This is a genomic window from Streptomyces sp. NPDC024632, assembly GCF_055559175.1.
This window is the reverse complement of sequence record NZ_JBVHLD010000005.1, coordinates 129,236-143,613: the sequence shown is the minus strand read 5'-3', so window position 1 is coordinate 143,613 and position 14,378 is coordinate 129,236. Positions and strand designations below refer to the sequence as shown.

Here is a 14,378-nt window from a genome sequence, read left to right as displayed (position 1 = left end):
ATCGGCCCGGCCGGGACCGTACGGTCGGGCCCATGCTGGTACTTGTCACGGGAGGCGCGGGCTTCATCGGCTCGCACATCGTCACCGCGCTGCGCACCGCCGGACACCGGGTACGGGTCCTCGACGCACTGCTGCCCGCCGCCCACCGGGCCCTGCCGCCGCCCGTGCCCGACGGCGTTGAATGGCGGCACGGCGACATCCGCGACCGGGCCGCCGTCGAGGAGGCCCTGCGCGGCGCCGACGCGGTCTGCCACCAGGCCGCCATGGTCGGCCTCGGCAAGGACTTCGCCGACGCCCCCGACTACGTGAGCTGCAACGACCTCGGCACCGCCGTGCTGCTCGCCGCTATGGCCGACGCGGGCGTACGGTCGCTCGTCCTCGCCGGGTCGATGGTCGTCTACGGCGAAGGACGTTACGAGTGCGCGCGGCACGGCGTCGTACGGCCGGGGCCGCGACAGGTCGCCGACCTCGACGCGGGCCGCTTCGAACCGCCGTGCCCCCGCTGCGGCGAACCGCTCGCGCCCGGCCTCGTCGACGAGGACGCGCCCGCCGACCCCCGCAACGTCTACGCCGCCACCAAGCTGGCCCAGGAACACCTCGCCGCCGCCTGGGCCCGCGCCGCCGACGGCCGGGCCGTCTCCCTGCGCTACCACAACGTCTACGGGCCCGGCATGCCCCGTGACACCCCCTACGCCGGTGTCGCCGCCCTCTTCCGCTCCGCCCTCGCCCGCGGCGAGGCCCCCGCCGTCTTCGAAGACGGCCGCCAACGCCGGGACTTCATCCACGTCGCCGATGTGGCCGCCGCCAATGTCGCCGCCCTCACCCGGCTCGGCGACCGGCCGCCCGGCGGCCTGCGCCCCTACAACATCGCCACCGGCACGCCGCGGACCGTCGGCGAGATGGCCACCGTGCTGTCCGCCGTCACCGGGGGGCCCGCGCCCCGCGTCACCGGGGCGTACCGGCTCGGCGACGTCCGCCACGTCACGGCCTCCGCGGCCCGCGCCCACCACGAACTCGCCTGGTCCCCCCGCGTCCCCTTCACCCAGGGCGTCACCGATTTCGCCCACGCCCCCCAACGCCCGTCGGCCTAGCCGGCCAGGAACCCCCCATCCCGCAGGCGGCTGCGCCCCCGAGCGCGCGGGAACTGCGCGAGCAACCCCCCACCGGCCGGCGGTCCGGGGAGCGACCGACTTGCCCCCTGCCCCTGAAGGCACGGGGTGCCGCCCGTTAGAGGGGGGCGGCGGGGAGGACGACGTCGAAGCGGCAGCCGCCGGGGACGTTGTGCACGGCGGCACGCCCATGGTGGGCCTCGACGATGCCACGGACGATGGCGAGCCCGAGCCCCGCCCCCGCCGGAGGCGTCCGCGCCCCGGTCCCGCGCCACCCGGTGTCGAAGACGCGGGGAAGGTCGTCGGCGGGGATGCCGCCGCAGCCGTCGGTGACGGAGAGCACGACGGAGCCGGAAGCGGCGTCGCGCCGAGCGGAAACGGCGACGGTGCCGTCCGCGGGGGTGCGGTGGATGGCGTTGGCCAGGAGGTTGGCCAGGACCCGCGTCATCTCACGGCCGTCGACCTCCACCGGCACCGGCTCGACCCCGTCGCCGACCAGCCGTACGCCGTGCTCGCGCGCCAGCGGATTGGCGCCCGCTATGGCGTCGCCGACGAGGTCGTACATCGACATGCGGGTGGGGGAGAGGGCGAGAACGCCCGCCTGGATGCGGGAGAGTTCGAAGAGGTCGCCGACCATGCCGCTGAGCCGGTCGACCTCGGCCCGTATCTGCTTGTGGTAGCGGGCCGGGTCCTCCGCTATGCCGTCCTCCAGCGCCTCGGTCATCGCCCGCAGCCCGGCGAGCGGCGTCCGCAGGTCGTGCGAGATCCACGCGACCAGCTCGCGGCGCGACGCCTCAAGGGCGCGCTCGCGCTGGCGCGAGTCGGCCAGCTTGGCGCTGGTGACGGCCAACTCGCGGCCGAGTTCGGCGAGTTCGGCCGTGGGCGCGTGCGCGGGAGCGGCAAAGGCGTCGCCGTCGCCGAAGGCCCGCGTGGCGGCGGCCAGCGCGCGGCTGCCCGCCACGACCCGCCGCCCCAGCAGCAGCGTGACGCCCAGCGACACCACGGCCGCCATCCCGCACACCGTCGTGACCACACCCAGGTCGTGCTGCGACAGGAACATCGCCCACGCCACCGACAGCGTCCCCGCGAGCATCGCCGCCACCGTCACGACGGCGACCACGGCGAGCGACAACGCCACCGACCGGTGCCGCAGCAGCCGCAGCGCGACCGCTCCGAGCACCCCGGCCGCCCCCGCCCCGGCCGCCGCGTAGGCGGCGATGAGCACCACGTCACGCATCGTGTCCCCCGCCCGAAGCCGGGGCCGCGCCCATGCCCCCGTCGCCCACCGGGTCGCCCACCGGGTCGTCCGCGGGGCCGTCGGACGGGTCGAAGCGGTAGCCGACGCCCCAGACGGTGGTGATCAGGCGGGGCCGGGCGGGGTCGGCCTCGATCTTCTCGCGGAGGCGGCGGACGTGGACGGTCACGGTGGAGAGGTCGCCGAATTCCCAGCCCCAGACGCGGCGCATGAGTTCCTCGCGGCCGAGGACGCGGCCCGGGTGGTGGAGGAAGAAGGCGAGGAGGTCGAATTCGCGGATGGTGAGGGGGAGTTCGGCGCCGTGGCGGGTGGCGCGGCGGGCGGCCGGGTCGAGGGCGAGGGAGCCGGAGCGCAGCCACGCGCCGGGGGCGGAGGCGGGGTCGGGCGGGCTGCCCGCGCGGCGCAGGACGGACTCGACGCGGAGCACCAGCTCGCGAGGGCTGAACGGCTTGGTCACGTAGTCGTCCGCGCCGACTTCGAGCCCGAGGATGCGGTCGTCCTCGTCGCCACGGGCGGTGAGCATGACGACCGGCACGGGTCCGTTCTCGCGGATACGGCGGCAGACCTCGAGGCCGTCCATGCCGGGCAGCATGAGGTCGAGGACGACCAGATCGGGCCGGAGGGCGGCGGCGCGGGCGACGGCGGAGGGGCCGTCGGCGACGCGCTCGACGGCGAAGCCCGCCCGGTCGAGGTAGCCCGCGACGACCTCGGCGACGGTCGGGTCGTCGTCCACGACGAGGACCCGGCGGCGCGGGGCCGGGGCGGCGGGCACGGTGGGGCTGGTCATGCTGTCGAGTCTGACACCCGCCACGGACAGTGACGCCGGGCCGGAGGCCGGGGAGCGGTGCCGTCCGTGTTTCGTAAGGATCGCGGGTCCGTTATGTCCGTTGCGTCTCCGTAGGGTGATCCGTGTGACCAAGCCATCGCCCACCGTGGCCGGCGTCCCCGGCGTCCCCGGTGACGTCCGGTCCGCCGTCCCGGCCGACCTCCACCCGGACGCCCGCCCCGATGTCTGTGCCGGCTCCCGCCCCGGCCCCCGTCCCCCCGCCGTCGCGGACGTCGTCCTGCCGTGCCTCGACGAGGCCGCCGCCCTGCCCTGGGTGCTGGACCGCATCCCGCCCGGCTGGCGCGCGATCGTCGTGGACAACGGCTCCACGGACGGCTCCGCCCGGATCGCCGCGGAACACGGCGCGTACGTCGTGCACGCGCCCGTACGCGGCTTCGGCGCCGCCTGCCACGCCGGACTGCTCGCCGCGACCGCCGACGTCGTCTGCTTCTGCGACTGCGACGGCTCCCTCGACCCGGCGCTGCTCCCGACCGTGGCGGGGCCGGTGCTGGACGGCGCCGCCGACCTGGTGCTCGGCCGCCGCCGCCCCACCACCTTCCGCGCCTGGCCGCCGCACGCCCGGCTGGCCAACCTCCAGCTCGCCCGGCTGCTGCGCCGCCGCACCGGTCTGCGCCTGCACGACCTCGGCCCGATGCGGGCCGCCCGCCGTGAGGACCTGCTCGCGCTCGCCCTCACCGACCGCCGCTCCGGCTACCCGCTCCAGATGGTGGTCCGCGCCGCCGACGCGGACTGGCGGATCCGCGAGACCCCCGTCCCGTACGCGCCGCGCACCGGCCGCTCCAAGGTCACCGGCACCTGGCGCGGCACCTGGCACGCGGTCCGCGACATGACGGCGGTGCTGAACGAAAGAGCCGGTGACGGGAGAGCCGGTGGCGAGATGGCCGGTGACGGGAGAGCCGGTACCGAGATGGCCGGGAACGCGACGGCCGGCAGCGAGTCGGCCGGTCACGCCACCGCGGGCACCGACTCGACGGTTACGGCGGGTGCCCGATGAAGGCCGCGACGACGTTGCTGGTGATCGCCAAGGCTCCGGTGGCCGGGCGCGTCAAGACCCGTCTGACGCCGTACTGCACGGCCGCCGAGGCCGCCGTCCTGGCCGAGGCGGCGCTCCGGGACACGCTGGCCGCGGGCCTCGAACTCCACGTGAGCCGACGGGTGTTGGTCCTGGACGGCGCTCCGGGACCGTGGCTGCCGGACGGCTACGAGGTCGCACCGCAGACCGGCGGCGGCCTGGACGAACGACTGGCCGGGGCCTTCGCCCTGTGCACGGGACCCGCGCTGCTGGTCGGCATGGACACCCCCCAACTCACCGCCGTCCTGCTGGAGTCCGCGCTGCGGCCGGACGCGTGGGACACCCGCGACGCCGTCTTCGGACCCGCCGCCGACGGCGGCTTCTGGGCGCTCGGCCTCGCCGAACCCGCCCGCCCCGACCTCCTCCTCGGCGTCCCCATGTCCACCCCGCACACGGGCGCCGTCCAGCGTGCCCGCCTCACCTCCGCCGGACTCCGCGTCCACGACCTCCCCTTGCTGCGGGACGTCGACACCCCGTCCGACGCCGCCGACGTCGCCGCCCTGGCACCGGCCACGCACTTCGCCGCGGCCTGGCGCCGCCTCGCCCCCATGAGCCGTCCCGCCGCCGCCACCGCCACCGCGCCCGCCGCTCCAGCCCCCGCCGGTGCCGCCCGGTGACCACCTCCGTACCCGTCGCGCGGTCCGCCACCGCGACCACCTGGGGCGGCGATCCGTACGCGCGCGCCCTGGTCAGCGGGCGCGGGCCGCTGTTCCTGCGGCGGGAGGACGGCTGGCTGCTGCCGCTCGAGGTCGAGCGCTGGTGCGCGCCGCCGGACGCCGCCGACCGTACGATGCTGCGCCGTTGCCGTGGACCGGTACTGGACATCGGCTGCGGTCCCGGTCGGCTGGTGGCCGCCGTCGCCGGGTACGGGGTGCCGGTCCTCGGGCTCGACGTGAGCCCCGCCGCCGTGGCCCGCACCAAGGGCGCGGGCGGCGCGGTCCTGTGCCGCTCGGTCTTCGACCGCCTTCCCGCGGAGGGCCGTTGGGGCACCGCGCTGCTCGCCGACGGCAACATCGGCATCGGCGGCGACCCGCACACCCTCCTCGCGCGCGTACGCGAACTCCTCGCCCCCGGAGGCCGGTTGCTCGCCGAGGCCGCGCCGCACGAGGTGGACGAGCGAGTGACCGTACGCGTCGAGGACGCCCACGGACGGCAGGGCCGCGACTTCCCGTGGGCCCGCCTCGGCCCCCTCGCGCTGCGCGCCGCCGCGCGCGCCACCGGCTGGTCGGTGGCGGAGGAGTGGTCGACGTCGGGCCGCCGCTTCGCCGCTCTGGTCAGCGTGCGGTAGGCGCGTGACGGCTCGCGCAGCGGCGTCCCGACACGGAGCCCGGTACGTCAACTCGGCGTCAGCGTGGCCTCCATGACCCGGTAGCGGCCGGACGGGATGTCGTTGTCCATACGAATCCGCAGCGTGCCGGGCTCACCCGCGTCGACCGCGATGCGCCAGATCCACCCCTCGGCGTACTCGCCCTCGACGTCGATGCCGTGCGGTCCGGGCGTGCCGTGCATCAGCAGCGGGGCGGGCTGCTGATGCCAGGAGTCCGCCCACAGTGCGGTGAGCCGGGTGTTCTCGTCGGTCGCGCCGACGGTGAGCATGCCGTCCTGCGGTCCGTCGTCCGGGTGCTGCCAGGTGTAGGTGACGCAGGCCAGGTGACCGGCGGCGCCGAGGACGACCCGGGCGCCAGCGGGGGCCTCGTGGAAGGGGTCGGTGGGCATGAGCCGGAAGCCGGACCGTCCGTGCCAGACGCCGGGGACATCGGGGAATACCGTCATGCCCCCATCCTGGACTCCCCGGGGCCGGGCCGCTCGAAGGCGCGGTCCCGGGGCCGGAACACGAGGTCAGCGGCGGAGCCCGCGCGCCGTGCGTCCCACCGCGGCCACCCCCGCCCTCCCGGCCGCTCTCAGCCGTGGACCCGCACCGCGTACCCTCCGCCCCAGTTCGCGCCGCCCCGCCCACCCCCGGCGGCCGACCGCCCCGCACAGGGCGAGGGCCAGGACCGTACCCACCGCGATGGCGAGGCCGCGCGGATAGTCCAGGGGGAGGACGGACGGGTTGGCGGTCGGGCGCGGGCGCAGGAGCACGGGCAGGGCGATCAGGACGAGGCTGCCCGCGACGACGAAGGGCCACCGCGGACGGAGGCCGGGGCGGGTCGCGGCCAGGGCGCCGAGAGCGAGGACGGCGGGGACCAGGACACCGTCGTGGAGCACGACGGCGCCCACGAGCCACTCCACCACCGCGGGCCAGTCCGAGATATGAGGGTCCGTCAGAAGTAGCGTCGCGCCGAAGGCCATACCGGCGAGGCCGACAGCACCGACGCCGTACCGCAGGAGGGTCGCCGGGCGTACGGCGGTGGGGCGTCTCATGTCAGCACCTCGAGACGGGTGACCCATTTGGTCTGGAGGACGCCCGGCCGGTTGGGGGCGATGATCCGGGCGGGGAAGCCGTGGTCGGGGGAGAGGACGTCGCCGTTCAGGGACAGCGCCAACAGGGTCAGCGGGTCCCGGGCGTAGAGGTCGCCCATCTCCATCACGGCGTAGGCGCCGTGCTGTTGGAGCGAGACGACGCGGACCCGCGCGTGGTCCGGGGCGCCCGCACGGTCGAGGAGGTCGCGGATCCGGATGCCCGACCAGTGCGCGTTCTTGCTCCAGCCCTCGACGCAGGCGATCGGCAGCACCACGGAACGCTGTGGCAGCGCGCGGAGTTGAGGCAGCGTCAGTTCGTACGGGTGCGGGCCGCGTACGGTCAGACGCCAGTCGGCCAGGCGCGCCGCCGTGATGCCCGCGGCGGCGGCCGTACGGTTCACCGGCAGGTGCTGCGGGCCGTGGTCGGGGTGGCGCGGGGCCAGCAGGTCGAGGTCCTTGAGCGGGGTGAGGCTCTGCCCGACGGTCGTCACCGTCACGGCGCCGACCGCCGCGCCCACCGTGGCCAGGAAGGCCCGCCGGTCCCGGCCGTCGGCGGCGGGCAGCCGCAGCGTGCCCGGTGAGCGGCGCCACCAGTGCGCCGCGATCTCCGGCGCCTTCACCGCGATGTGCAGCGCCAGCGCGCCCACCACGACCCACGCCAGCGCCCAGTGGGCCGGACGGAAATTCCACGGCCAGGGGTACCACTGCACGGTGTTGAGCAGGCCGGTGACCAGTTGCAGCAGCGTCGCCGCGACCAGGACCAGGATCGACAGCCGCTCGAGCCCGTGCGGTACGGATCGCAGCGGCGGCCAGGCGAACAGCCGCGGATAGACCGTCCACAGCTTCGCCAGCACCAGCGGGATCGCGGCGATGCCGGTCGCCACATGCGTGCCCTGGGTCAACCGGTAGCCCCAACTCGGGCGGCTGGGAAGGTGGTTCACCGCCCAGCTCGGCGGCTGCTGCAAGTAGTGGCTGACCAGCCCGGTCACGAAGCACACGACCAGCGCCGCCCCCAGCACCCGCCCCAGCGACACCGCCGTCCGCGCGTCGTGCAGCCGCCCTCTGAACGCGCCCTCCCGCAGCGGCCCCACCCGCGCCCACGCCGGAAACAGCACCGCCGCGGGCCGAGCGTGAGGCTTCGGGGCCCGCGGGGTGGGCCGTTCGGGAGGCGGAGGAGGTGTATCGGTCATGAGGCCATCTCACCCCCGCCGAGGCCCCCGCAGGAGCGCGCGACTCCTTACGGAACGCGTACGTCGCAGCGGTTCGGCTCCCGCTCGCCACGACCGGATGCGAGCGTGTGACCTGTGGGAATCCGTACCTCGCTCCTCGCCGCCCCCCGCAGGGCCGCCGCCGGCACCACCCCCGGCACCACCCGCCCAAGCGGCGCCGACACCGCACCCCCGAGCCGCGGCCGACCGGCGACCGCCCTCGTCGCCCTGCTCCTCACCGCCCTCGTCGCCGTCGTCGCGGCGACCCTCGCCGTCGGCGGCACCGAAGGCCGTCCGGACCGCCTGCCGTACTGGTACGCCGCCGCGTGGGCCCTGTTCGCGGCGGCCCTCCTCGCGCTCCGCAAGGTGCCGCGCCGCGCCGCGACCGTCCTCGTCGCCGCCGGAGGCGTCGCTCTCGCCCTGACCGGCCTGGCCACGGCCCCCCGCACCAGCAACGACATGTACCGCTACGCGTGGGACGGCGCGGTGCAGGCGTCGGGTGTCTCGCCGTACGCGTACCCGCCGAACGCGCCGGAGCTCGAACGGCTGCGGGAGCCATGGCTCTTCCCCCGCCAGGCGGACGGCCACTGCGCGGACTGGACGCAGATCCCTACCACCGCCGGTGACTGCACGCGGATCAACCGGCCCTCCGTGCACACCATTTACCCGCCCGTCGCCGAGGGCTGGTTCCTCGCCGTGCACGCGCTGTCGCCGCCGGGCACCCGGTACAAGCCGATGCAGGCCGGCGGCGCGCTGCTGGCCGCGGCGACCACGGGCGCGCTGCTCCTGGCGCTGCGGCGGCGCGGCGCCGACCCGCGCCGCGCCGCCCTGTGGGCGTGGTGCCCGATCGTGCCCGTGGCGGCCGTCAACGACGCGCACATCGACACCCTCGGCGTGCTCCTGACCGTCCTCGCGCTCGGCGCGACCGCGCGGCCCGTGCGCCGCGGCGCGCTGCTGGGCGCCGCCGTCGCGGTGAAGCTGCTGCCCGGCCTCGCCGTGCCCGGCGCGCTCGCCCGCCGCACCCCGCGCGAGGCGCTCCGCGTCCTGCTCCCCGCCGTCGCCGTAATCGTTCTCGCCTATCTGCCGTACGTCGTCGCGTCCGGCGGCGGGGTGCTCGGCTACCTGCCCGGGTACCTCCAGGAGGAGGGATACGAGCCGGGCAGCGTACGGCGCTTCGCCCTGCTGCGACTGGTGCTTCCGGACGGCGCGGCGGGCCCGGCCGCGATCGCGGCCGTCCTCGCGGTGGTGGTGTACGTACTGCGGCGTGGGGACCGGAACCGGCCGTGGAGCGGGGCCCTGCTCGTGACCGGCACCGCGCTGCTGCTGACCTCACCCTCCTACTACTGGTACGCGCTGTCGGTCGTCGCCCTCGTCGCGCTCGACGGCCGCTGGGAGTGGCTGGCCGTACCGCTGGCCGGACTCGCCCTCTACACCGGGAACGCGATGGGCGCCGGTGCCCATGGAAACGTGCTCCAGGCAACAGCGTACGGAGCCGCCGCACTGATCGTCGTCGCGGGCGCCGTTGTGCGCCGGAACACCTGCGGTAGCACCGTTGACACCCTGCCGCCGCCGTGTCGTACTTAGTGCTTGCCCGGCCGTTCAGCAGTGGCCCCTTCGGCACCCGCGATACGCGCACGCTCTGTGCCGCCGTCACCGAAGCCGCCCGACGGCCGTGGTGGACGGGGTCATGTGGGGGCTGTACCCGACGTCGTCACGCAGTCGCAGCCAGTACGCGCTTCGGCTTCTGGGGGAATGCGGTGGCGAGAGAGCACTATCCGACGACGGCCGAAGTCATCCAGGGCGCACGGCTGTTGACGTTGCGATATCCGAGACTGTGCCGACTGCGGGCTGTCGGCCGGTCGCGGGCCGGGCGGCCCCTGCTCATGCTGACGGTGGATCAGGCGGAGGGCGGGAGCGAGCGGAACGCGCTCGTGGTGGCGGGACCGCACGCCAACGAGGCGGCGGTCGGCGGTGCCACGGTGCTCCGGCTCGCGTACCAGCTCGCCGCCGAGCGCGAGGGCGGCCACGGCGACGGCACCGCCTGGCACTTCCTGCTCTGCATCGACCCGGACGGCGCGGTGCTCAACGAGCCCTGGCTGTGCGGGCCTTACACCCTGCGCGGCCACTACGAGCACTTCTTCCGGCCGTGCGCGGCGGAACAGCCCGAATGGCTGCCGCCGCCGGGAGCCCCCGACGCGTCGCTCCCCGAGACCCGCGCGCTGCTCGGCGTACTGGACGCGCTGCGACCGGTGTTGCAGTGCTCGCTGCACGGCATCGACGTGGGCGGCAGCTTCGTGCAGCTCACCAGCGACATCCCCGGCGTGCCCGCGCGGATCGGCAAGTCGGCTGCCGAGCTGGACATCCCGCTGGAGAGCGGGTCCTCCGACGCCTTCCAGTGGCCGAGCCCCGGACCCGGCGTCTATGTGATGCCGCCGGACGGCGACCCCGCGACGGTCGGCGACGGCGCCAACTCCACCTGGGCGCACGCCCGCCGCTACGACGGTGTCACCGCCGTCGTCGAAGTGCCCATGTGGGCCTGCGACCGCACCGCCGACATCTCCCCGCACCCCGCGCCCGACCACGCGCTGCGCGTCGCGGGCGCGGCGCTCCGCCGCGACCTGCCCCGCGTCGCCCGGGTCCTGGACAACCTCGACCCGCGCCTGGTCGGCGCGGACTCCCCGATGCTGCGCACCGTCAAGGAACTCGTCGGCATCGGCCCCCGGCTGTCCGCCGACTGGGACCCCGCCGTACGGCCGCCCGGCGCGCTCCCGCTGCCGCCGATGACCACCGCGCGCGTCACCAGCATCGAGGTCTACGCGCAGCGCGTCCCGCTGCGCGCCGCCGCGATGCTCCGCCGGGTCGCCGACGTCCCCCGCGTCACGCGCCTGGTGGACGAGTGGTGCGCGGCGTACGAGAGCGCCTACCGCCCGCGCTGGGTGCCGATCGCCGACCAGGTCGAGCAGCAGGCGCGCAGCGTCATCGCGGTGTACGAAGAGCTGCGTACATGACCACGTCCTTCAACTCCCCGCCGACGCGCGCCCAGTCGCGCAGCAGCCCCTCGCGCTGGTAACCGGCGCTCTCCGCGGTGCGCAGTGAACCGGTGTTCCACGGCTCGGCGTACAAGTCGAGCCGGGCGATGCCCAGTTCGTGCAGGCCCCACTCGGTGATCGCCTTCAGCGCCGAACCTGCGGCGCCCGCGCGGCGCGCCGAGGCGAGCACCCAGTAGCCGACCGTGGCGCGGTCCGCGCTGATGATGTCGAGCCCCACGTTGCCGACCGCGCACCCGTCGGACGCCCGCGCGATCACCATCGGATAGCGGCCCGCCGCCGGCCGTCCCCACTGCCGCTCGACGAAGGCGATCCCCTCGGCGTCGCTGTAGACCGGCGGCACGGTCGTGATCAGCGGAATCAGCGGGTCCGTCGACGCCTCGCGCACCGTGTGCAGGTCGGCCATCGACCACGGGCGCAAGGTGTAGTCGCCCGCCCCGAGCACCGGCGGTTCCCTGAGGTCGGTGAGGACGTCCCTGCGGTCCGAGCGGTGCCTGTGGTCCATGCGTCCGATGCTGCCAGCAGGGGGCGCGGCGGGCGAGTCCATGATGGACGTACGGGGCACGGGCCCGCGGCCTTCCCCCGTCCCTGCCCCCGTGCCCCGCCACCCGTCCCTGTCCCCGCGCGCCCCCGCGCCCCGCCCTCCCGTCACCCCCGCGCGCGGACGGGTTCACGCCCCTTCGGCGACCGCAGGAACAGCGCGGAGGCCACCGCCCCCGCCGCCACCAGGGCCGCGTTGACCAGTACGGCGAGCGAGATCCCGCCGAGGAGTACGTGCGGCGCCGCCGACGAGGCCGCGCCCGCGCGGGCGGTGACGACCGCGCTCATCACCGGGATGCCCAGCGTGATGCCGATCTGCTGCGTCATCGTGGCGAGTCCGGTGGCCAGACCCTGCTCCTCGTCCGGCAGCCCGGAGGTCGCGGTGACCATGAAGCCGACGATCGCCAGCATGTTGCCGACACCGCCGACGAAGGTCGCCGCCAGCAGGAGCCCCAGCCATCCGCGGCCCTCTCCGAGCGGCACCAGCGACGCGGTGGCGACCGCCTGGACCCCGCCGCCGACGATCAGCGTCGCCCGCGTGCCGATCCGGCCGATCACCCGCGCCCCGAGCACCCCGCCCACGACGGTGCCCGCCCCCAGCACTCCGAAGGCGAGACCGGTCGCGAGCGCCGAGAACCCCAGCACCTTCTGGAGGTAGAGCGTCATCAGGAAGACCAGCGACGTCTCCGTCACGAAGGCGATCAGCCCGGCCGCGTTCCCCCACACCACCGACCGGCGGCGCAGGAACCGTACCGGCACCAGCGGCGCCGGGGCCCGCCGCTCCACCGCGACGAAGGCGGCCAGCAGCGCCGCGCCCACCGGCAGGGCGGTCAGCGTCACCGGGGAGAGCCAGCCGCGCTCGCCCGCCGACGTGAAGCCGTAGACGACGGCGAGCAGCCCGCCGGTGACGGTCACCGCGCCGGGCACGTCGAGCCGGGGCCGTGCGGCGGGGCGGCTCTCGGCGATCAGCGCGGGCGCGGCGAGCAGCACCACGGCGGCCACCGGCACATTGACGAAGAACGCCCAGCGCCAGCTCAGCAGGTCGGTCAGCACCCCGCCGAGCACCGCGCCCGCCGTGAAACCGGCCGACATCAGCGCCCCGTTCAGACCGAGCGCCCGGTCCCGCAGCGGCCCCTGCGGGAACGACGTGGTCAGCAGCGCCATCCCGGCCGGGGTCACGGCCGCCGTCGCGAGACCCTGGGCGACCCGCGCCGCCAGCAGCATCGCCGGACCCGTCGCCAGCCCGCCCGCCAGCGACGACACCCCGAGCACCGCCATCCCGGCCAGGAACACCCGGCGCCGCCCGAACAGGTCCGCGACCCGGCCGAACAGCAGCGTGAATCCGGCGGCGGCCAGCGCGAACGCCGTCGCGATCCACTGGAGATTCGCCAGCGAGAAGCCGAGACCGCGGCCGACCACCGGCAGCGCCACGTTCAGGATCGAGAAGTCCACCGCGATCATGAACTGCGCGCCCAGCAGCAGCATCAGCGTCCAGCGCTGCCGCGCGCTCATCGGCGGCGGGCCGGACCTCGGGGCGGTGTCCGGTGCGCCGGTCCCGTCCGTCCGCGCGCTCCCCGTCCCGGCCGCGCGGCCCGCACCCGTCGTCGGTGCGGGTGCGGATGCCGGTGTGGGTGTGGGTGTGGGTGTGGGTGCCGGTGCGGATGTCGGCGTGGGCGCGGGTGTGGGTGCTGGTGTCGGTGTCGGTGGCGTCATCCTGCGGCCCTCCATAGCGGTGGTGCGGTCACCACGGAAGGCTCGTCGGCGGCGCGGCCCGTACCCAGACCCCCGTTCTTCGTACGCGGGCGGTGCCTACGCGGGCCGTACGTACGTCGGCGGTGCCTACCACCGGCAGGGTCAGGCTCCGCGCCGGGCGCCGGGGCAGACTGGACGCATGGACGGCACCGCGCGCACCCCCTCCGCACTGGGCGAATTCCTCCGCACCCGGCGGGCGCGGCTGCGCCCCGAGGACGTCGGCGTCGTCCCGTACGGTGCCCGGCGCCGCGTACCGGGCCTGCGCCGCGAGGAACTGGCCCAGCTCGCGGGCGTCAGCGTCGCGTACTACACACGGCTCGAACAGGGCCAGAGCGCCAACGCCTCGCAGGCCGTGCTCGACGCGCTCGCCACCGCGCTGCGGCTCACCGACGACGAGCGCGCCCACCTGCGCCACCTCGCGCGCCCCGGCCGCGCGGGACGCCGCGCCCCGCAGCGGGCCGAGACCGTACGGCCCGCCACGCGGCAGCTCATCGCCGCCATGGACGCGGTGCCCGCCGTCGTGATGGGCCGCCGCTACGACGTCCTGGCCTGGAACGCGCTCGGCCACGCCCTCACCGCGGGCCACCTCGACCCCGACGCGCCCGACCGCCCGGCCGACCGCCCCAACGCCCAGCGGATGCTCTTCCTCGACCCGCACACCAGGGAACTGCACCCGCACTGGGACGAGGAGGCCCGGCGCGCCGTCGCCTCCCTGCGGCTGGCGGCGGGCGAGGCGGCCGACGACCGCGGATTCGCCGAACTCGTCGGCGAGCTGTCCATGAAGAGTCCGGAATTCGCCGCCCTGTGGTCCCGCCACCCGGTCAGCAACTGCACCACCGGCACCAAGACCTTCCACCACCCCGTGGTGGGCCGCTTCGACCTCGCCTTCGAGATGCTGCGGACCGCCGACGGCTCGGGCCACCGGCTGCTGCTGTTCAGCGCGGCACCCGGCACCCCGGACGAGGCGGCGCTGCGCCTGCTGGCGGCGAGCGCTCAGGCGAGTACACAGGGAAGCCCGTACGCGAGCACGCAGGTGAGCGCACAGGCGCGCACATCGGACGCGCTCACCCGTTCGGAGTAGTCCGCAGCCCGCCCCGGCGCCCCCGCACCGATCATGAACGCAAGGGGACAGCGCCGAACCGGGA

At 75.6% G+C, this 14,378-nt stretch carries 14 protein-coding genes; 7 read left to right on the top strand and 7 right to left on the bottom strand.

The features are described from left to right. Positions 1 to 32 precede the first annotated feature (32 nt). Positions 33 to 1,091, top strand: coding sequence for an NAD-dependent epimerase/dehydratase family protein (locus ACZ37P_RS12335; protein WP_467346326.1), 1,059 nt, complete (start codon positions 33 to 35; stop codon positions 1,089 to 1,091). Positions 1,092 to 1,227: 136 nt separating this feature from the next. Here the strand turns inward: ACZ37P_RS12335 and ACZ37P_RS12330 are convergent, their stop codons facing one another. Continuing rightward, positions 1,228 to 2,346 (bottom strand): sensor histidine kinase, encoded by a 1,119-nt coding sequence (locus ACZ37P_RS12330; protein ID WP_355339181.1) that lies wholly within the window; start codon positions 2,344 to 2,346, stop codon positions 1,228 to 1,230. Next, positions 2,339 to 3,151, bottom strand: coding sequence for a response regulator transcription factor (locus tag ACZ37P_RS12325; RefSeq protein ID WP_467346324.1), 813 nt, complete (start codon positions 3,149 to 3,151; stop codon positions 2,339 to 2,341). The genes ACZ37P_RS12330 and ACZ37P_RS12325 overlap by 8 nt, the downstream gene beginning before the upstream one ends. Before the next feature lie 277 nt (positions 3,152 to 3,428). Here ACZ37P_RS12325 and ACZ37P_RS12320 point away from each other — a divergent pair, with 277 nt between their 5' ends. From ACZ37P_RS12320 to ACZ37P_RS12310, 3 genes are read left to right on the top strand one after another with little or no spacing between them, the layout of a single operon-like run. Then, entirely contained in the window at positions 3,429 to 4,205 is a 777-nt protein-coding gene (locus tag ACZ37P_RS12320) for a glycosyltransferase family 2 protein (RefSeq protein WP_467346551.1), read from the top strand. After that, positions 4,202 to 4,900, top strand: coding sequence for a TIGR04282 family arsenosugar biosynthesis glycosyltransferase (locus ACZ37P_RS12315; RefSeq protein WP_401855999.1), 699 nt, complete (start codon positions 4,202 to 4,204; stop codon positions 4,898 to 4,900). Before ACZ37P_RS12320 ends, ACZ37P_RS12315 begins: the two co-directional genes overlap by 4 nt. Next, the gene (locus tag ACZ37P_RS12310; protein WP_355339190.1) at positions 4,897 to 5,571 is read left to right on the top strand and encodes a class I SAM-dependent methyltransferase; all 675 of its coding nucleotides are present in this window, start codon (positions 4,897 to 4,899) and stop codon (positions 5,569 to 5,571) included. Before ACZ37P_RS12315 ends, ACZ37P_RS12310 begins: the two co-directional genes overlap by 4 nt. A 47-nt stretch (positions 5,572 to 5,618) precedes the next feature. On the opposite strand, the gene ACZ37P_RS12305 is transcribed toward ACZ37P_RS12310, so the two are convergent. From ACZ37P_RS12305 to ACZ37P_RS12295, 3 genes are all read right to left on the bottom strand, one after another. After that, on the bottom strand, positions 5,619 to 6,056 hold the full coding sequence (locus ACZ37P_RS12305) for a hypothetical protein (RefSeq protein ID WP_391163659.1): 438 nt from the start codon (positions 6,054 to 6,056) through the stop codon (positions 5,619 to 5,621). A 66-nt stretch (positions 6,057 to 6,122) separates the two neighbouring features. Further along, positions 6,123 to 6,647 carry a hypothetical protein gene (locus tag ACZ37P_RS12300; RefSeq protein WP_467346322.1) on the bottom strand — a complete coding sequence of 175 codons (525 nt, stop codon included), beginning with the start codon at positions 6,645 to 6,647 and terminating at the stop codon, positions 6,123 to 6,125. Next, positions 6,644 to 7,801, bottom strand: a complete 1,158-nt coding sequence (locus ACZ37P_RS12295; protein WP_467346321.1) for a molybdopterin-dependent oxidoreductase — start codon at positions 7,799 to 7,801, stop codon at positions 6,644 to 6,646. The genes ACZ37P_RS12300 and ACZ37P_RS12295 overlap by 4 nt, the downstream gene beginning before the upstream one ends. Positions 7,802 to 7,990: 189 nt before the next feature. Between ACZ37P_RS12295 and ACZ37P_RS12290 the strand changes: the two genes are divergently transcribed. Both ACZ37P_RS12290 and ACZ37P_RS12285 read left to right on the top strand, forming a co-directional pair. Beyond that, positions 7,991 to 9,478 carry a glycosyltransferase 87 family protein gene (locus ACZ37P_RS12290; protein WP_467346320.1) on the top strand — a complete coding sequence of 496 codons (1,488 nt, stop codon included), beginning with the start codon at positions 7,991 to 7,993 and terminating at the stop codon, positions 9,476 to 9,478. 173 nt (positions 9,479 to 9,651) lie between these two features. Next, positions 9,652 to 10,902, top strand: a complete 1,251-nt coding sequence (locus ACZ37P_RS12285; protein ID WP_355339205.1) for a M14 family zinc carboxypeptidase — start codon at positions 9,652 to 9,654, stop codon at positions 10,900 to 10,902. On the opposite strand, the gene ACZ37P_RS12280 is transcribed toward ACZ37P_RS12285, so the two are convergent. Both ACZ37P_RS12280 and ACZ37P_RS12275 read right to left on the bottom strand, forming a co-directional pair. Then, a complete protein-coding gene (locus tag ACZ37P_RS12280) occupies positions 10,871 to 11,446 on the bottom strand; it encodes a GNAT family N-acetyltransferase (RefSeq protein ID WP_355339208.1) in 576 nt (191 codons plus the stop codon). The genes ACZ37P_RS12285 and ACZ37P_RS12280 overlap by 32 nt on opposite strands. Positions 11,447 to 11,589: 143 nt before the next feature. Beyond that, positions 11,590 to 12,993, bottom strand: a complete 1,404-nt coding sequence (locus ACZ37P_RS12275; protein WP_467346317.1) for an MFS transporter — start codon at positions 12,991 to 12,993, stop codon at positions 11,590 to 11,592. 379 nt (positions 12,994 to 13,372) lie between these two features. Between ACZ37P_RS12275 and ACZ37P_RS12270 the strand changes: the two genes are divergently transcribed. Further along, a complete protein-coding gene (locus ACZ37P_RS12270; protein WP_467346316.1) occupies positions 13,373 to 14,314 on the top strand; it encodes a helix-turn-helix transcriptional regulator in 942 nt (313 codons plus the stop codon). Positions 14,315 to 14,378 lie beyond the last annotated feature (64 nt).

Coding starts and splice junctions, on each gene's coding strand:
- ACZ37P_RS12335 (WP_467346326.1), top strand. CDS start 33: ATGCTGGTACTTGTCACGGGAGGCGCGGGCTTCATCGGCTCGCACATC.
- ACZ37P_RS12330 (WP_355339181.1), bottom strand. CDS start 2,346: ATGCGTGACGTGGTGCTCATCGCCGCCTACGCGGCGGCCGGGGCGGGG.
- ACZ37P_RS12325 (WP_467346324.1), bottom strand. CDS start 3,151: ATGACCAGCCCCACCGTGCCCGCCGCCCCGGCCCCGCGCCGCCGGGTC.
- ACZ37P_RS12315 (WP_401855999.1), top strand. CDS start 4,202: ATGAAGGCCGCGACGACGTTGCTGGTGATCGCCAAGGCTCCGGTGGCC.
- ACZ37P_RS12305 (WP_391163659.1), bottom strand. CDS start 6,056: ATGACGGTATTCCCCGATGTCCCCGGCGTCTGGCACGGACGGTCCGGC.
- ACZ37P_RS12300 (WP_467346322.1), bottom strand. CDS start 6,647: ATGAGACGCCCCACCGCCGTACGCCCGGCGACCCTCCTGCGGTACGGC.
- ACZ37P_RS12280 (WP_355339208.1), bottom strand. CDS start 11,446: ATGGACCACAGGCACCGCTCGGACCGCAGGGACGTCCTCACCGACCTC.
- ACZ37P_RS12275 (WP_467346317.1), bottom strand. CDS start 12,993: ATGAGCGCGCGGCAGCGCTGGACGCTGATGCTGCTGCTGGGCGCGCAG.
- ACZ37P_RS12270 (WP_467346316.1), top strand. CDS start 13,373: ATGGACGGCACCGCGCGCACCCCCTCCGCACTGGGCGAATTCCTCCGC.